The sequence below is a fragment of the Allobosea robiniae genome, from assembly GCF_900102525.1.
In the GTDB taxonomy this organism is placed as follows: domain Bacteria; phylum Pseudomonadota; class Alphaproteobacteria; order Rhizobiales; family Beijerinckiaceae; genus Allobosea; species Allobosea robiniae.
The window spans coordinates 147102-161391 of the sequence record NZ_FNBZ01000009.1 but is presented as its reverse complement, the minus strand read 5'-3'; the positions used below and the strand labels follow the sequence as shown (position 1 = coordinate 161391).

Here is a 14290-nt window from a genome sequence, read left to right as displayed (position 1 = left end):
ATCATGAGCGAATTTCCGAAAGGCGTGGATCGCCGCACCGTCCTGGGCGGGCTGAGCGCGCTGACCCTGGGCGGAGGCAGTGCGCTGGCCGCCGTGCCGGCACTGCCTTCCGCGCCGGTCGGCATCAACATCATCGATGTCGGCGGCGCGCTGGCGCTGATGCAGCAGGCCTTCGACGACTATCGCACGAACAATCCGAAGCTGGTCTCGCGCATCACCTATGTGAAGGCGCCGGCGCCGGAACTGGCGAGCAAGATCAAGGCGCAGCAGGATGCGGGCCGCTCCGATCTCGACCTCATCCTGACCGGCTCGGACGGGCTCGCGGCCGGCCTGGAGCAGAATCTCTGGCTCAAGATCTTCCCGGATTTCGCCGAGAAGTTCCCCAATATCGAACAGAACTACGAGCCGGCGGCGCTCAACCTGCACAAGGCGCAGGGCGCAGGCTTCGGCACGGTGGTGAACTACTATCCGTCCGGGCCGTTGCTCGAATACATGCCGGCGCGCGTCAAGCAGGTGCCGACCACCGCCGAGGAGCTGCTCGCCTGGGCCAAGGCCAACCCCAACAAGTTCATGTACGCCCGTCCGACCAATTCGGGGCCGGGCCGTACCTTCATGATGGGCCTGCCCTATCTCCTCGGCGACAAGGACCCGCAGGACCCGGTCAATGGCTGGGACAAGACCTGGGCCTATCTGCAGGCGATCGGCGAATATATCGAGTATTATCCGGCCGGCACCGGCGCCACGATGAAGGAGTTCGGCGACGGCTCGCGCGACATCATCATCTCGACCACGGGCTGGGACATCAATCCGCGCGCGCTCGGCATCGTGCCGAAGGAAGCGAAGATCCAGACGCTGAAGGGCTTCCACTGGGTCTCGGACGCCTTCTTCATGTGCGTGCCGAAGGGCATCCCGAACGACCGGCTCGCCGTCGTGCTCGACATCATGGCGCATGTGCTGACGCCGAAGATGCAGGCCTATTCCTATGACGAGGGCTATCTCTACCCCGGCCCGGCGGTGAAGAATGTGCCGCTGTCGCTCGCGCCGCAGCGCAGCCAGGAGGTGATCGCGGAGTTCGGCCGGCCCGAATATGCCGATCTCATCGCCAATAACCCGATCGAACTGCCGCTGAAGCCCGACAAGATGGTCGTCGCCTTCCGCAAGTGGGACGAACTGGTCGGCGCCAAGCGCAAGCGCTGATCCATACCGCCATCTTTTCGCTCTGCCCTTGCGGTGGGGCGAAAGGAAAGGCCCGGAAGCCATCGCCGATGGATTCCGGGCCTTTTTCGTTTCGAAATCAGTAGGCGATTTCCTTGTCGTTTTCGGCTCTCCTCCAGAACAATCTGACACCGCCTTCCGATGTGGCTTCGAGACCCGGGGCGGCCATCCTGCATGACGAGGCTGCGAGCCTTACTGCTTGATCGATATGCCCCAAGGGCGGGGCGTGCCGAGTGCCCAGCTCCTGTAACCTTCGATATTGCTCCTGGAGGCGCTGAGGCGCGTGCCGGAGAACAGCGTGATCATCGGAATGTCCGCGCGGTACATGTCCTCGAGCTTGTCGAAGATCGCCTGGCGCTGCGCCGGATCGGCGATCGCCATGCTGCGCGTGACGAGATCCGCCGCCGCCTTGCTGTCCCAGGCCTTGCGGGGCTGGGTGGCCTTTTCGCCGGTGAACATCTCGAAGGACAGCGACGGGTCGAGGCGCGCGGAGAAGGAGTGCGACATCATCTGGTAGTTGCCGGCCAGGTAGCGATCCTGCTGGACGCCCCAGTCGACGACTTCGACCTCGATATTGATGCCCGCTTCCCTGGCCATCGCCTGGACGAGGATCGCCTGGTCGAACATCTCCGGATAGCGCTTGTTCGCCAGCAGCTTGATGGCCTGCCCGCGATATCCTGCCTCCATCAGCAGCTTTTTCGCCGCCGGGATATCCCGGCGGATCGGAGCGGCCTGCTTTGCCTTGTGATAGGCGCTCGAGCGCGGGATCGGCGAATGGCTCGCCCTGGATTGCGAACCGGTCACCTCGTCGGCGATGGTTTCCAGGTCCAGCGAGAGAAGGATCGCCTGGCGCATCCGGACGTCCGACAGCAACGGGTCCTTCGTCTGGATCAGAAGGTCGCTGATGCTCATCGTCGGGACGCTTTCGATGACGATGTCCTTGCGCGAGCGGTATTCCTGGAGATCGCTCGTGGCGATGTCCCAGTTGATGTCGATCCCGTTCGACAGCAGTGCAGCCTTCGCCGTGGCCTCGTCGGGGATGACGAGATAGTCGACCTGCGCGACGAGAGGGGTCTTGTCGCCGGTGAGGCCGTCCCGCGGGCCGGGGCCGGCCGTATAATGCTCGTTGGCGAGGAGGCGGATGAACTGGCCGCGCTTCCACTCGCCGAGCTTGTAGGGCCCGGTCGTCACTGGCTCGCGCCAGCTTCCGTCCGGGTTGAGCGAACTCGAATGGAAGATGCCTGTCCCGCCGCAATCGGGCCGGGCCAGGGTGGCGAGGAACAGCGCCGAGGGTTTTTCCAGCGTGAAGACGACCGTTCTGTCGTCCGGTGCCGTGACGCCCGTGACTTTGACCGCGCCGCGTCCGTCGACCTCGCTCAGGCAACGCCAGCCGGTCTTCGGGTCGGTATAGCGCTGCCAGGCGAAGAGGACGTCCTTGGTCGTCAGGGGTGCGCCGTTGCTGAACTTGACGCCGTCGCGCAGCACGAAGGTGTAGGTCTTGCCGTCCTCCGAGACGGCGACGGATTTCGCGAGCACCGGCCCGACCGAGCTGTCGTCCCTGAAGGCGACCAGCCCTTCGAACAGGTTGGTCTGGATGGCATCGGTGATCGCGTCGCGATTGGTACCGGGATCGAGCGTGCGCGCATCGGCGCCCAGCCGAATCCGCAGCGCCGGCTGTTGAGCTGCCGCGGGAAGCGCAGCACCCAGCAGGCCCAGGACGATGACAAGCTTCTTCATGACGCCCCTCATTGTTTTTGATTCAGATTCGCTGGAGCAACGGATCGAAAAACGGCCTGCGCTTTCGGGAACGATCCGATGCAAAGGGGGAATCCGGGCCGCCCTGCACGTTCGGGATGCAAGGGGAAGCCGGAGCCGCGCGATGCTCAGGCCGCCGACCGGGTGCTGCCCGCCACGTCCTTGGGCGCGAGGTTGTAGCGCGTGAAATTGCGATGGAGCGCGGGGAGCAGGGCCACGTCCATGATCGCCTTCGCCGGCTGCATGACGATCATCGCCACGGTCACGGACTGATTGTTGCCGGAGAAGCTGGGACGCGGCGGCCGGCAGACCGACCAGGGCGACTGATAATCGTCGAACAGCGCCATCTTGACGTGATCGACCGTGATCTGCCCGACATGCGGCTCCAGGCTTTCGCGCACGCGGGTGTCGCGATAGAGCGAATCCGGCATGTTGGCGATGCCGGTATCGGTCAGCTTCGACAGGGCGATGGGGCTCTGGAAGTGATTGGCGTGCACGATCAGGCCATCCTGCGGCTGGATCATGAAGGTCTCGTCCGGCACGCATTCGAAATCGATCGCGATTCCCTCGCTCTGCGTCACGATGATGTTGTTTGAGGCCGATTTGGGCGTCGTATAGACTGCGTGCATCGCCCGGCCGAGCAGGTCCTGCTCGAGAACCTTCCTGCGGATCAGTGCCAGCGGAACGCCGAGACGACGGTAGTCGCGTTCGCATTCGAGATAGTTGCCGGTAATGCTGATGCCGGCGGTGTTGAACCCGAAGCGCGCGAGCACGCCGGCTTCCGTGAAGGTGATGATGTCCGGCCCATCCTCATTCCTGATTTTCAGGACAACGGCCGTGTCGACGCACTCCGTCTTCCAGTCCCAGTTCTGGGCGTGAATCAAGGCGCCCTCCTTGGAGGCCTTGGGCAGCACAACCAGACCGGTGCACTCATCATGAAGCTCGCGGCTTGCCTCGGTCCTGCCAGCGAGCTTGAGCAGTTCCGTCCTGGCGTTCAGCAACATGACGGAGGCGAAATTCACACCGGCGCCTTCAGCGATCCCGTGCATCTCCTCGACATAATTCGCGTCGAAAGCCGCCACCTGGCTTTCGAAGCCGAGCGCGGTCTCCTCGATGACCGCCTGGCTGACGTTCTTCTTGCGGATCTGATCGGTATAATGCTGCACGCCCAGCCTGATGCGGGCGGCGGCCTGCTCACCGTACTGGCGACCCTGCTCGCGCGGCGCACCGGAAACCTCGATCGTCGGGCATTCAACGGGAGCAGCCATGTTCGATTCCTTCGCCGGTGCGATTGCACTAGTGGTCGTCGACAGTCATGTAACAGAATGTTTTTCTGGAATCAAATGAACACAGATCGCGCCCTGACCAATCTGCAGCGCAGGCTGATCGACCGGATTCTCGAATTCGTCCGGCACGAAGGGTTGCGTCCCGGCGACCGCATCAACGAGCAGCAGATCGCCTTGCGGCTGGGGGTGTCCCGCACGCCGATCAGGACGGCTCTCGCGCTTCTCCAGGACGATGGCGTGGTGCTGCGGCGCCCGGGCACCGGCGTTGTGCTGGTCAACCTGCCCGATGACGGCGGCATCGGAATCGAGACCCGCGAGCTGGCCCCTTCAGCCGCCCGGGAGGAGGCGCTGGTTCTCCGGATCGCGACCGAGAGGGATCGGCAGGAGCTGGGCGACGAGTTTTCCGTCGTCGAACTGGCTGAGCGATACGGCGTCGCCCGGGCCGCCCTCGTTCCGATCCTGGAACGTCTGGCGGGGCTCGGCATGATCGAAAAGAAGCCGGGCTATGGCTGGCGCTTCCTGACGGACTGGAACCTGACCATCGTCGATGAAAGCTATCGGTTCAGGATGGTGATCGAGCCCGCGGCCTTGCTGGAGCCCGGCTTCAGCGTGTCTCGCAAGTGGCTCGACGACACGCGCGCCGCGCATGAGATCTTTCTCAAGAAGGCCTGGACGGAAGACATGAGCGTGGCGCTGTTCGAGACGAATGCCGCTTTCCATGAGGATCTCGCAGCCGCTTCCGGAAATCGCTTCTATCGAGAAGCCGCTCGCCTCCAGAGCAGACTGCGCCGGTTCGCGATGTACAATTGGAGAAGCGGGCGTGTGCGCGTTGAGAAGAACTTCACCGAGCATATGGCGATCCTGGATGCGATCGAACGGGGTCGTCTCGACGAGGCTTCGGATCTGATGCGAGCCCATCTGCGGATCGCATGGGAATCGACGTCCCGGAGGTTCAGTCCGGCCGCCTCCTAGAGCATTTCCGGCGAACATGGGTTCGCTCGAGGGGCCCGGCAGATGGAGGCCAGCGTGCCGGCCGGCCCGGCATGGTCAGTCACATGGGCAGTTGTCGGGGTCGACATGATCGAGAAGAAGCAAGTTCTGGCATTCGGCGACAGCTTGACCTGGGGCCGAGACCCGGAGGCCAAAGCCAGGCATCGTCACGCGGATCGCTGGACCAGTGTCGTCGAGGCCGAACTTGCCGATGTGCGGGTCATCGCCGAAGGGCTGAGCGGTCGCACGACCTGCTTCGACGATCACGCCGGGCCGGCCGACCGCAACGGCACGCGCGCGCTCCCTGTTCTCATCGGCAGCCATGCTCCGCTCGATCTCGTGATCATCATGCTGGGCACCAACGATCTGAAACCGCATGTTTGCGGCAGCGCGCTCGCGGCCTCATTCGGCATGGCGCGTCTTGTGGAAATCGTGCGGACGTATCCGCATGGCCGCCAGCCGCCAGCGATCCTGTTGATGAGCCCGCCCCATTTCGGCGCAAGCCGGGCGCCGGACGGACAGCCCGGCGGCGGCCGCAGCATCGTGGAATCGCAAAAGCTGGCACCGCTCTATAAGGCTGTCGCCGAGCGCGCGGATTGCTCCTTCTTCGATGCCGCGTCCGTTTCCGTGGCCTCGAAGGTCGACGGCGTGCATCTGGATGCCGTCAATACCCGGGCGATCGGGACGGCCCTGGCTCCGGTCGTCGCGGCCATGCTGACGCGCTGATCGTCATCAGATCCGCGATCCGGCATCCTCCAAAAGACCGCCGAGAACATGCGGGATCAGCCCGCCCGATTTCAGGAGAGTGATCTCGAGCGAGGTCTCGATCGCGGCCCGCAGGGCGATTGCGACGGTTTCGCCGGAGGGGCGAATGAGCGTCAGCGGGACCGTGCATCGTGGCATCAGGTGATCCGGGCGAAGATCGACCGCAAAAAGATCGGCCGAACCGATGGCGAGGGTGCCCGGATCGACGCCTTCGGGCAGCAAGAGCGGCAGGATGCCCATCCCGATCAGGTTGGTGCGGTGGATGCGCTCGATGCTCGCAGCGATCACGGCGCGAACGCCGAGCAGCGCCACGGCCTTCGCAGCCCAGTCCCGCGAGGAGCCCATGCCGTAGCGCTCGCCCGCCACAAGGACGAGCGGGGTGCTCTCGCTTGCATAACGCTCGGCCGCTTCGGTCAGCGGCACGATCTCCCCGGACGGCTCGTGCCGCGTGAAGCCGGCCGGTGCATCCGCCGGCAGCAGGCGGTTGACCGCCATCCGGTTGGTAAATGCGCCCCGGACCATCACCTCGAAATTGCCGCGCCGCGAGGCGAAGACGTTGAGATCGGCGGGATCGCCACCGCCGGCGATGATGTGTTGCCCGGCGGGGCTGTCCGGGCGGATCTGGTTTGCCGGCGAAATATGGTCGGTGGTGACGTCGTCGCCCAGCACGATCAGCGGCCGGGCATGCCCTTCCGCCGCAGGCAACCCTTGCGGGCGGACGAAGGGCGGCTTGCGCAGATAGGTCGAGGCGGGGTTCCACGGGAATTGCGGTCCACTCGGCGCATCGAGATCGATCCAGAGCGGCCGGGTCGCGGCCTCCTGATAGGCCGCGTCGAAATCGGCCATATCCCAGCCGGAGGCGACGGCCTCGTCGATCTCGGCGCCGGTCGGCCAGATCTCGCCGAGCATCACGGGCTCGCCGGCCCGGTCGAAGCCGAGCGGCTCCCGCGCGATGTCGATGTTGACGGTGCCGGCGAGCGCGAAGGCGATGACCAGCGGGGGCGAGGCCAGAAAGCCGTTCTCGAGATCGGGATGGACACGACCCGGGAAATTGCGGTTGCCGGACAGGACCGCGACCGGGCGGAAGCCCTCGCGGCCCAGCTCGTTCCTGACGACATCGAGCAAGGCTCCGGAATTGCCGATGCAGGTCGTGCAGCCATAGCCGACGATGCCGAAGCCGAGCCCTTCGAGATCGTCGAGCAGGCCGGCGCGACGCAGGAACCGTTCCGCCGTGGGCGATCCCGGCGCCAGCGAGGTCTTGACATGGGCCGGCGGCAACAACCCGCGCGCGCGGGCCTTGCCGGCGAGAATGCCCGCAGCCGCGAGCATGCTCGCATCGGATGTGTTGGTGCAGCTCGTGATCGCGGCGATCACGACCGCCCCATCGGGCAAAGCGCCTTTACGCGCGGGACGCAGAGCCGGGGTGAAGGCTGAACGGGTCGAGCCGGCGGTGAGCCGATCCTGCGGGCGCCGCGGCCCGGCGACGCTGGCTTCGATCGCGTTGAGATCGATGGCGGTGGTCTGCGTGAAACGCGGCTCGGCCTCGGCATCGAACCAGAGCCCGCTCGCCCTGGCATAGGCCTCGACCAGCGCGCAGTCTTCAGGCGGCCGGCCGATCCGCGCGAGATAGGCCAGCGCTTTGTCATCAATCGGGAAATACCCGGTCGATGCCCCGTATTCCGGCGCCATGTTGGCGATCGCGGCGCGTTCGCCGACCGACAAGCTCCGCACGCCCGGCCCGAAGAACTCGACGAAATCGCCGGTGACGCCGATGGCGCGCAGCGCACGGGTCACTTCCAGCGCAAGGTCGGTCGCGAGCACGCCGTCGCGCAACCGGCCCGTGAGCTTCACACCGATCACGTTGGGAATGCGCAGCACGACAGGCACGCCGAACAATGCGCCTTCCGCCTCCAGCCCGCCGACGCCCCAGCCGAGCACGCCGAGCCCGTTGACGGTCGGCGTATGGCTGTCGGTCCCGAGCAGGGCATCCGGGAAGGCCCGACGCTCGCCCCGATGCGTCTCGCTGACGATCACTCTGGAAAGCCGCTCCAGATTGATCGTGTGCATGATACCCGATCCCGGCGGGTGCACCCGGACGCCCGGCATGGCCGCCGCCGCCCATTTCATCAGGCGATAGCGCTCGGCATTGCGCGCGAATTCCTTCTCCAGGTTCCGCTGGAAGGCATCGGGCCGGGCGAAGACATCGACGCCGGAGGAATGGTCCGTCGAGACGTCGACGGGAATACGCGGCATCAGCAGGTCGGGATCGCGACCGTTCTCGGCGAGCACGTCGCGCATCGCCGCAATATCGACCAGCGCCGGGCCGCAGGTCGTGTCATGCATCATGATCCGGTTCGGGAGGAACGGAATCTCGACGAGACTTGAACCCTGAGCGAGCCAGTCACGAAAGGCCTGAGGCAGATGCGCCGTCTCTTCAGCGGGGGCCGAGCGCATCGCATTCTCGAACAGAATCCGCAGCACGTGCGGCAGGCACCGGAAATCCGCACCCAGCAACGACGCGACATCGAGGCGGTAGAACTGTTCGCCCGCCGCTTCGAAACCCGTCCACCGGGCCTTGTCGTTCAACGTCACGATCTCGTTCGGGCCTGAGCCCGCCTTATTGAAATGCCGGGTCGAAGGAAGACCGGAACGCCATGGCGGGAGCCTAATGATATTGATTGGCTTTATCAATCTATAAAACCAATGTTGGCGTGACGGATTTTCCCTGGAGTGCCGTTGGACTTGTCTGTGGAGCTAGGCCGTGCGCCCTGGGTCGCTGGAGCGCGGATGCACGACCGGCGATTTGGAGGCGAGCGCCCCGCTGAGATGCCGGCGCATCAGATGGGCCGCCTCCAGATTGTCGCCCCTGGCGAGGAGGTCGAGCATCTCCAGATGCTCGCGGCTCTGCACGGCAATGCGCTGCGGGTTCACCTTGAGCCGGTATTCCGCCAGCCGCCGCAACTGGTTGGCACGCTCCAGCGCGTAGAAGAACATTGGATTGCCGGACATCCTGATGATGCCCTCATGGAACGCGGCGCCGGCCGCCGTCATCGCCGCAGGCGCCAGCCCGCCGAGGTCGCCCGATGCCAGCCGCTCCTGCGTCCGGCGCAGGGCTGCGGCGACCGTACGGTCGAACCGGAAGCTCGGCTCGAGCAGGGCGGCAGGTTCGATGACCGCGCGAAAACGGTAGATTTCCTCGAAGGCCTCGACCGTCTTGGCGACCTGGCGCAATTTCCAGCCATAGCCGGGCTTCGGCTCGGCCCAGCCTTCGCGAGAGGCGCGAGACAGGAGGTCCTGCGCCTGCGCGCGCGTCAGGCTGTAGCGATCCCGGATAGCCTGCTCGGTCTGGTCGGCGCCGATCCGGTCCTTGAGCCAGTCTTCCGCCAGTTCGTAATAGGGATCGCTTTCGCAAGGGCCGACAGGCTCCAGCCCCGTCTCTCCGGCTGTTCGCCCCGCGGCCGGCAGCACGAAGAAGCCGCGGTTCCGGCGGTTTTCGATGACGCCCCGGTCGCAGAGGATGGCCAGCGCCTCGCGCACCGGCGAACGCGAGACCTCGAAGTGCTTCGCCAGCACCTCCGTCGCCAGATGCGAGCCCGTGCCGAATTCGCCCATACCGATGCGCGCGATGATGTCGTTGGCGATGCGAAGAGCGAGAGGGCTATGGGGCATGTCCGGCGCCATTGAAACGCGGGAGTGATCGCAGGTCATGGCGGCGATGGCAAATCGCGCGGGGGCGCTCTGGCGTATATTTGGCTTTATATCATGAAATGGCCAATATCGGGCTTGGCTGAACCGCGAGCGGGAGCGGCATCCTCAGTTCGCGATCGGGGCCTTGTGCTCTTCGTCGATGGAGCGGGTGTCTCCCGTTTCGATCAGCGTGCGGGTCGCATCGATCGACGCGTAGATCCAGAGGATCTTCATGCCTTCGCTGTCGGAGACGTTGCGGAAGCAATGCGGAAGATTCGCCGGGATGAAGGTTATGTCGCCGGCCTGGATCGGATATTCGACACCGTCGATCTCCGCGATGGCCGTGCCTTCGAGGAGCATGACGCTTTCCTCGCAATTGTGCCTGTGCATCGGGATCGCGGCACCCGGCTCGAAGATCGTGATGCCGTTGATGAAGCTGGTGGATCCGGTCCGCCGCGTCACCAGGGGAATGGTCCTGGCACCGCCGCCGCGCTGGCGGGCCGGGATTTCGGACGGCCGCAGAACGGCCGGCTTGGCTCGTGTCGGCATGCCTCTTCCTTTCGCGTTTGAACTCAGAGGGCCGCGACGCGGGCGGCCATGGACGGGATCGCCGCGATCACGGCGCCGGCGAAGGCCTTTGTGCCAAGCTCCCCGCCAATGTCCCGCGTACGCGTCGCCGGATTGTCGAGGGTGTGTTCGACCGCCGCCTCGATCAGGCGAGCGGCATCCAGAAGCTTCCGGTTTCCGTCGCGCTGCCCGCGCCACTGCAGCAGCATCGCGGCTGACAGGATGAGCGATGTCGGGTTGGCGATATCCTGGCCGGCGATGTCAGGGGCCGAACCATGCTGGGCCTGGGCGACGCAGATCGTGTCGCCGGCATTGATCGAACCACCGAGGCCGAGGCTGCCCGACAGTTCGGAGGCCTCGTCGGAGAGAATGTCTCCGAACATGTTGGTGGTGACCATGACGTCGAAACGATCGGGTGTCCGGATGAGGAGCGCGGCCGTCGCATCGACGATCAGCTCTTCGAGCTCGATGTCGGGATATCCGGCTGCGACCTTGCGGACTTCCCGGAGGAACAGGCCGTCCGAAAGCTTGAGCACATTCGCCTTGTGAACGGCGGTGACCTTCTTTCTGCGGAGGCTCGCCAACTCAAATGCAGTGCGGGCGACGCGCTCGGAGGCCCTGGCGGTGATCTTGCGGACCGAGAGCGCCATGTCCGGATCGGGCATGAATTCCCCCGAGCCCGCGAACATATTGCGGTCCGAGTAGAAGCCTTCCGTCGCCTCGCGGATGATGACGAGATCCATGGGCCTGCGCAGGATGCTCATCTCCGGACGCGACCGGCAGGGTCGAACATTCGAATAGAGCTCGAACTTGACGCGAAGCTCGCCCGACGGATTGATCCCGCCCTGGTCCCGCGAGGGGTACTCGTAATGGGAAACCGGCCCCAGGATCACGCCGCCGACCTGCGGGATGCGCTGCATCACTGCGTCGGGCAGGGTGGTGCCCTGTGCCTTCAGGCTGGCGAGACCGATCTCGTGCGGCTCGAATTCCAGCCCCAGCGACAAAGCCCGGTCGGCCGCCTCCAGAACCCGCAGCGTGGCCTCGGTGATCTCGGGCCCGATGCCGTCCCCGGGCAGTATGATGATCTTCATCGGAAGCCTTCTTGCGTTCGAAGTCCGTGAACGGAATCCGTCACTGCGCCAGGCGCCGGCGGCTTGGGGTCTGTCCGCCTGCCAGCCCGGCGCTGCAGCGGCACGGCTTCGCCTCAACTAACAAATTGTTTTTCTGAGCGCAAATATGCATTTCTTTTTACGCGCCCGGGCTGGCGCGAAATGCTCGCATGCGCGTGCAGAGAACACGTCCCGGCCCAGGAACGTGCGAGACGGCTGCGCCGAACGCCATCTCCGGCAGCCAAGGATGAAGGGCCGCTCGTTTCTACGCTGGCAGCCCAGCCTAACCGTCGCTCAAGGCTCGCGGCGGCCTCGGTACTGTCGCTAGGATGGCCGGATTCGGGCTGCTTTTGTGGCCGAGCCGTTCGCTTATACGACGCGCGCCATTCCTGAGAAGCTCTGCAAGCTCGTTCGCGCGGGCATGGTATCGCAGCGTCACAACACCAAGGTTGAGAGCGGCTATCACCTTGCCCTCTCTCCCCCAGATCGGCGCGGCAAGTCCTGTGGAGCCAGTGACGTGCTCCTCGTCGCTGACGGCGATGCCTTCCGCGCGGATCGTCTCGAACATTCCCCGTATCGTGCCGGGGTCGGTGATCGTCTTGGGTGTCCTGGGTACGAGATGCGCTCTCGCAAAGTACCCGTCAGTGAGAGCCGGGTCCCAGTGCGCAAGCAGGACGCGGCCGGTTGCCGAGCAATAGGAATCGGACAGGCCATCCAGTTCGATATCGTAGCGCACAGCTTGCCGGCTCACGCATTTGGCGATTCGTCGGCAATCGCCGCGCACGGTCAAAACCGCCAGCATGACGGTCTCACCTGTTTCGTCGCGAAGCTGTTCCATGATCGGATGGGCAGCCGACAGCAGACGGGCTTCGAGGGCCCGCGATGCCGATTGATGCCGACTCGCATGGACGAGCACGTAGCGCTCGGTTGCGTCCTGAATCGCATACCCGCGTGAGACCAGGGTCTGCGCCAGCGCATGAGCGCTGCTCTTCGGAAATCCCAGCGCGGCGACGATCTCCTTGAGCTTCACGGGCTCCGAGCAGCCGGCGAGATACTCCAGCAGGTCCAGCACACGGGCTGCGGATTTGACCTCAGTGTTCATGGACGTGAACCGAATCTCTCTTGGCGAACCAATTTGCCGGCGATAGGCTCACTCTTAATCAAGAGGAAATCAACACTCTTGAAAGAGGGCATGCCATGATTTCAAGCAACGCTGCGTCCGTGGCGATTGTCACGGGTGGCGCGCGAGGTATCGGACGCGCTTGCGCTCTGTCTCTTGCAAAAGCGGGGCTGGATATTGCGCTCGTTGATCTGCTGTCTGACGAGCTGTCTCGCACTGCTGAAGAGATAAAAGCGCTTGGGCGCCGCGCGTTGACTTTCCAATCGGACGTCATCTTCAAAGAAGAGGCGAGCCGTATTGTCACGGAAGTCGCCGGCCAATGGGGGCGCGTCGACGTCCTTGTGAACAATGCCGGGAAGGGGATGCCGAAGGGCATCTTCGAGATCACCGAAGCCGAGTTCGACCACACGATCGCTCTCAATCTGAAGAGCTGCTTCAATTACATCCAGGCTGTCGCGCCCATCATGCAGCGTCAGGGTCATGGCCGCATCGTCTCGATGTCGTCGCTGAACGCGCATTCGGGTGGCGTGACGGCTGCCGTCAGCCGGTTCGCCTACGCTGCCGCAAAGGCGGGGATCATCGGGATGACCCGGGCTCTCGCCAAGGAACTCGGCCCCGAGATCCTGATCAATGCCGTGTGCCCGGGCATCATCGAGACGGAAGTCGGCAACACGCTGACCCGGGCTCGCGGCCCCGCGATCGCCGATGCCGGCATCGCTCTGAAGCGAATGGGCAAGCCCGACGATGTGGCTGAGCTCGTCACGTTCCTCGCAACTTCGACCCCCTGCTTCATCACGGGCCAAGACATCGTGGTGGACGGGTTCCAGTTCAATCGCTGAGTGATCCCCATGAACGTCACGCTCCCCCCTGATACCAAGCCTTGGACATGGAGTGAGGAGACCTGGCGACAGGTCGTCAGTCATGTCCGGGCGGGGCGTTCGCTCAAGCCTGGAGTCTGGAAGGATGGCGCCCGCTTCGCAGTCGCCCTGTCCTTCGACTCTGATCACGAGACGAACGAGCTCCGGGAGGGCGGGCGCTCCTACTCGAAGCTCAGCCAGGGGCAATACGGCAATCGATCGGGCATTCCGCGCATCCTGGCGACGCTCGCCCGGCATTCCGTCCCAGCCAGCTTCTTCATGCCGGCCGTTGCGGCGCTTCTGCATGACCGGGAGGCGCGTTCGGTTGCGGATGCCGGGCACGAGGTCGCGATCCATAGCTGGATCCACGAGCTGAACTCGGTTCTCGACTACGACACCGAGCGCGATCTGGCGCTTCGTGCCCGCGACACCTTGACGAAGCTGACCGGGCGCGAGCCGAAAGGGATGCGCACCGCATCATGGGATTTCAGCCCGTGGACGTTGAAGATCGTGCGCGAAATGGGGTTGCTTTACGATTCCTCCCTGATGGCGGACGACGAGCCCTACGAGCTTCTCGACGAGGGGCAGCCGACCGGAATCGTCGAGCTGCCTGTCGAGTGGATCCGCGACGATGCCGTTTATTTCGGCATGGATCGCTTCAAGGGGCTGAGGCCTCACAGCGGCCCTCCGATGGTGCTCGATATCTTCCTGCGGGAGCTGGACGTCGCCGCGGAGGAAGGCGGTCTCTTCCAGCTGACGATGCATCCGCACATCACCGGGCACCGCTCGCGGATCTTCATTCTGGACGAGGTGATCAGGGCGGCGAAGGCGAAGGGCTCCGTCTGGTTCGCCACGCATGAGGAGATCTGCCGGTATTGCGCCTCCGAAGCGGGCCTTAGCGCGCGGGCCCCGTCAGTCGACAGCAGCCGGAGCTGAGCG

Annotated in this window: 12 protein-coding genes; 5 read left to right on the top strand and 7 right to left on the bottom strand. The window is 64.6% G+C overall.

The genetic code is table 11. The features are described from left to right. Positions 1–3: 3 nt before the first annotated feature. Positions 4–1197 carry an extracellular solute-binding protein gene (locus tag BLQ70_RS22935; RefSeq protein WP_061966052.1) on the top strand — a complete coding sequence of 398 codons (1194 nt, stop codon included), beginning with the start codon at positions 4–6 and terminating at the stop codon, positions 1195–1197. A 210-nt stretch (positions 1198–1407) separates the two neighbouring features. Here the strand turns inward: BLQ70_RS22935 and BLQ70_RS22930 are convergent, their stop codons facing one another. Together BLQ70_RS22930 and BLQ70_RS22925 are read right to left on the bottom strand one after the other, a co-directional pair. Beyond that, entirely contained in the window at positions 1408–2952 is a 1545-nt protein-coding gene (locus BLQ70_RS22930; RefSeq protein ID WP_091861806.1) for an ABC transporter substrate-binding protein, read from the bottom strand. A gap of 146 nt (positions 2953–3098) precedes the next feature. After that, positions 3099–4238, bottom strand: a complete 1140-nt coding sequence (locus BLQ70_RS22925) for a C45 family autoproteolytic acyltransferase/hydrolase (RefSeq protein ID WP_091861803.1) — start codon at positions 4236–4238, stop codon at positions 3099–3101. On the opposite strand from BLQ70_RS22925, the gene BLQ70_RS22920 reads away from it, so the two are divergent. Together BLQ70_RS22920 and BLQ70_RS22915 are read left to right on the top strand one after the other, a co-directional pair. Beyond that, on the top strand, positions 4128–5228 hold the full coding sequence (locus tag BLQ70_RS22920; protein ID WP_210184342.1) for a GntR family transcriptional regulator: 1101 nt from the start codon (positions 4128–4130) through the stop codon (positions 5226–5228). The genes BLQ70_RS22925 and BLQ70_RS22920 overlap by 111 nt on opposite strands. A gap of 105 nt (positions 5229–5333) precedes the next feature. Next, positions 5334–5972: an SGNH/GDSL hydrolase family protein gene (locus BLQ70_RS22915; protein WP_091862031.1), complete on the top strand. Its 639-nt coding sequence runs from the start codon at positions 5334–5336 to the stop codon at positions 5970–5972. Positions 5973–5978: 6 nt separating this feature from the next. Here the strand turns inward: BLQ70_RS22915 and acnA are convergent, their stop codons facing one another. The 5 genes from acnA to BLQ70_RS22890 form a co-directional block, all read right to left on the bottom strand. Beyond that, complete coding sequence (gene acnA / locus BLQ70_RS22910) at positions 5979–8603, bottom strand: aconitate hydratase AcnA (RefSeq protein ID WP_244512127.1); 2625 nt, start codon at positions 8601–8603, stop codon at positions 5979–5981. Positions 8604–8765: 162 nt separating this feature from the next. Next, a complete protein-coding gene (locus tag BLQ70_RS22905) occupies positions 8766–9680 on the bottom strand; it encodes an FCD domain-containing protein (RefSeq protein WP_091862028.1) in 915 nt (304 codons plus the stop codon). Positions 9681–9824: 144 nt separating this feature from the next. Next, positions 9825–10247, bottom strand: coding sequence for a cupin domain-containing protein (locus BLQ70_RS22900; RefSeq protein WP_091861794.1), 423 nt, complete (start codon positions 10245–10247; stop codon positions 9825–9827). 23 nt (positions 10248–10270) lie between these two features. After that, positions 10271–11356, bottom strand: a complete 1086-nt coding sequence (locus BLQ70_RS22895; protein WP_091861791.1) for an isocitrate/isopropylmalate dehydrogenase family protein — start codon at positions 11354–11356, stop codon at positions 10271–10273. A 301-nt stretch (positions 11357–11657) separates the two neighbouring features. Then, entirely contained in the window at positions 11658–12476 is an 819-nt protein-coding gene (locus BLQ70_RS22890) for an IclR family transcriptional regulator (protein ID WP_091861788.1), read from the bottom strand. Between the two features lie 95 nt (positions 12477–12571). On the opposite strand from BLQ70_RS22890, the gene BLQ70_RS22885 reads away from it, so the two are divergent. Both BLQ70_RS22885 and BLQ70_RS22880 read left to right on the top strand, forming a co-directional pair. Next, positions 12572–13333 carry an SDR family NAD(P)-dependent oxidoreductase gene (locus tag BLQ70_RS22885; protein WP_091861785.1) on the top strand — a complete coding sequence of 254 codons (762 nt, stop codon included), beginning with the start codon at positions 12572–12574 and terminating at the stop codon, positions 13331–13333. A gap of 9 nt (positions 13334–13342) precedes the next feature. Then, positions 13343–14287: a polysaccharide deacetylase family protein gene (locus tag BLQ70_RS22880; protein WP_091861778.1), complete on the top strand. Its 945-nt coding sequence runs from the start codon at positions 13343–13345 to the stop codon at positions 14285–14287. Positions 14288–14290 lie beyond the last annotated feature (3 nt).

What these genes read in the sequence shown, in the direction of transcription:
- BLQ70_RS22895 (WP_091861791.1), bottom strand. Translation starts at nt 11,356, where the DNA reads ATGAAGATCATCATACTGCCCGGGGACGGCATCGGGCCCGAGATCACC.
- BLQ70_RS22905 (WP_091862028.1), bottom strand. Translation starts at nt 9,680, where the DNA reads ATGCCCCATAGCCCTCTCGCTCTTCGCATCGCCAACGACATCATCGCG.
- BLQ70_RS22885 (WP_091861785.1), top strand. Translation starts at nt 12,572, where the DNA reads ATGATTTCAAGCAACGCTGCGTCCGTGGCGATTGTCACGGGTGGCGCG.
- BLQ70_RS22925 (WP_091861803.1), bottom strand. Translation starts at nt 4,238, where the DNA reads ATGGCTGCTCCCGTTGAATGCCCGACGATCGAGGTTTCCGGTGCGCCG.
- BLQ70_RS22880 (WP_091861778.1), top strand. Translation starts at nt 13,343, where the DNA reads ATGAACGTCACGCTCCCCCCTGATACCAAGCCTTGGACATGGAGTGAG.
- BLQ70_RS22920 (WP_210184342.1), top strand. Translation starts at nt 4,128, where the DNA reads ATGCTGCACGCCCAGCCTGATGCGGGCGGCGGCCTGCTCACCGTACTG.
- BLQ70_RS22935 (WP_061966052.1), top strand. Translation starts at nt 4, where the DNA reads ATGAGCGAATTTCCGAAAGGCGTGGATCGCCGCACCGTCCTGGGCGGG.
- BLQ70_RS22930 (WP_091861806.1), bottom strand. Translation starts at nt 2,952, where the DNA reads ATGAAGAAGCTTGTCATCGTCCTGGGCCTGCTGGGTGCTGCGCTTCCC.
- BLQ70_RS22890 (WP_091861788.1), bottom strand. Translation starts at nt 12,476, where the DNA reads ATGAACACTGAGGTCAAATCCGCAGCCCGTGTGCTGGACCTGCTGGAG.
- BLQ70_RS22900 (WP_091861794.1), bottom strand. Translation starts at nt 10,247, where the DNA reads ATGCCGACACGAGCCAAGCCGGCCGTTCTGCGGCCGTCCGAAATCCCG.
- BLQ70_RS22915 (WP_091862031.1), top strand. Translation starts at nt 5,334, where the DNA reads ATGATCGAGAAGAAGCAAGTTCTGGCATTCGGCGACAGCTTGACCTGG.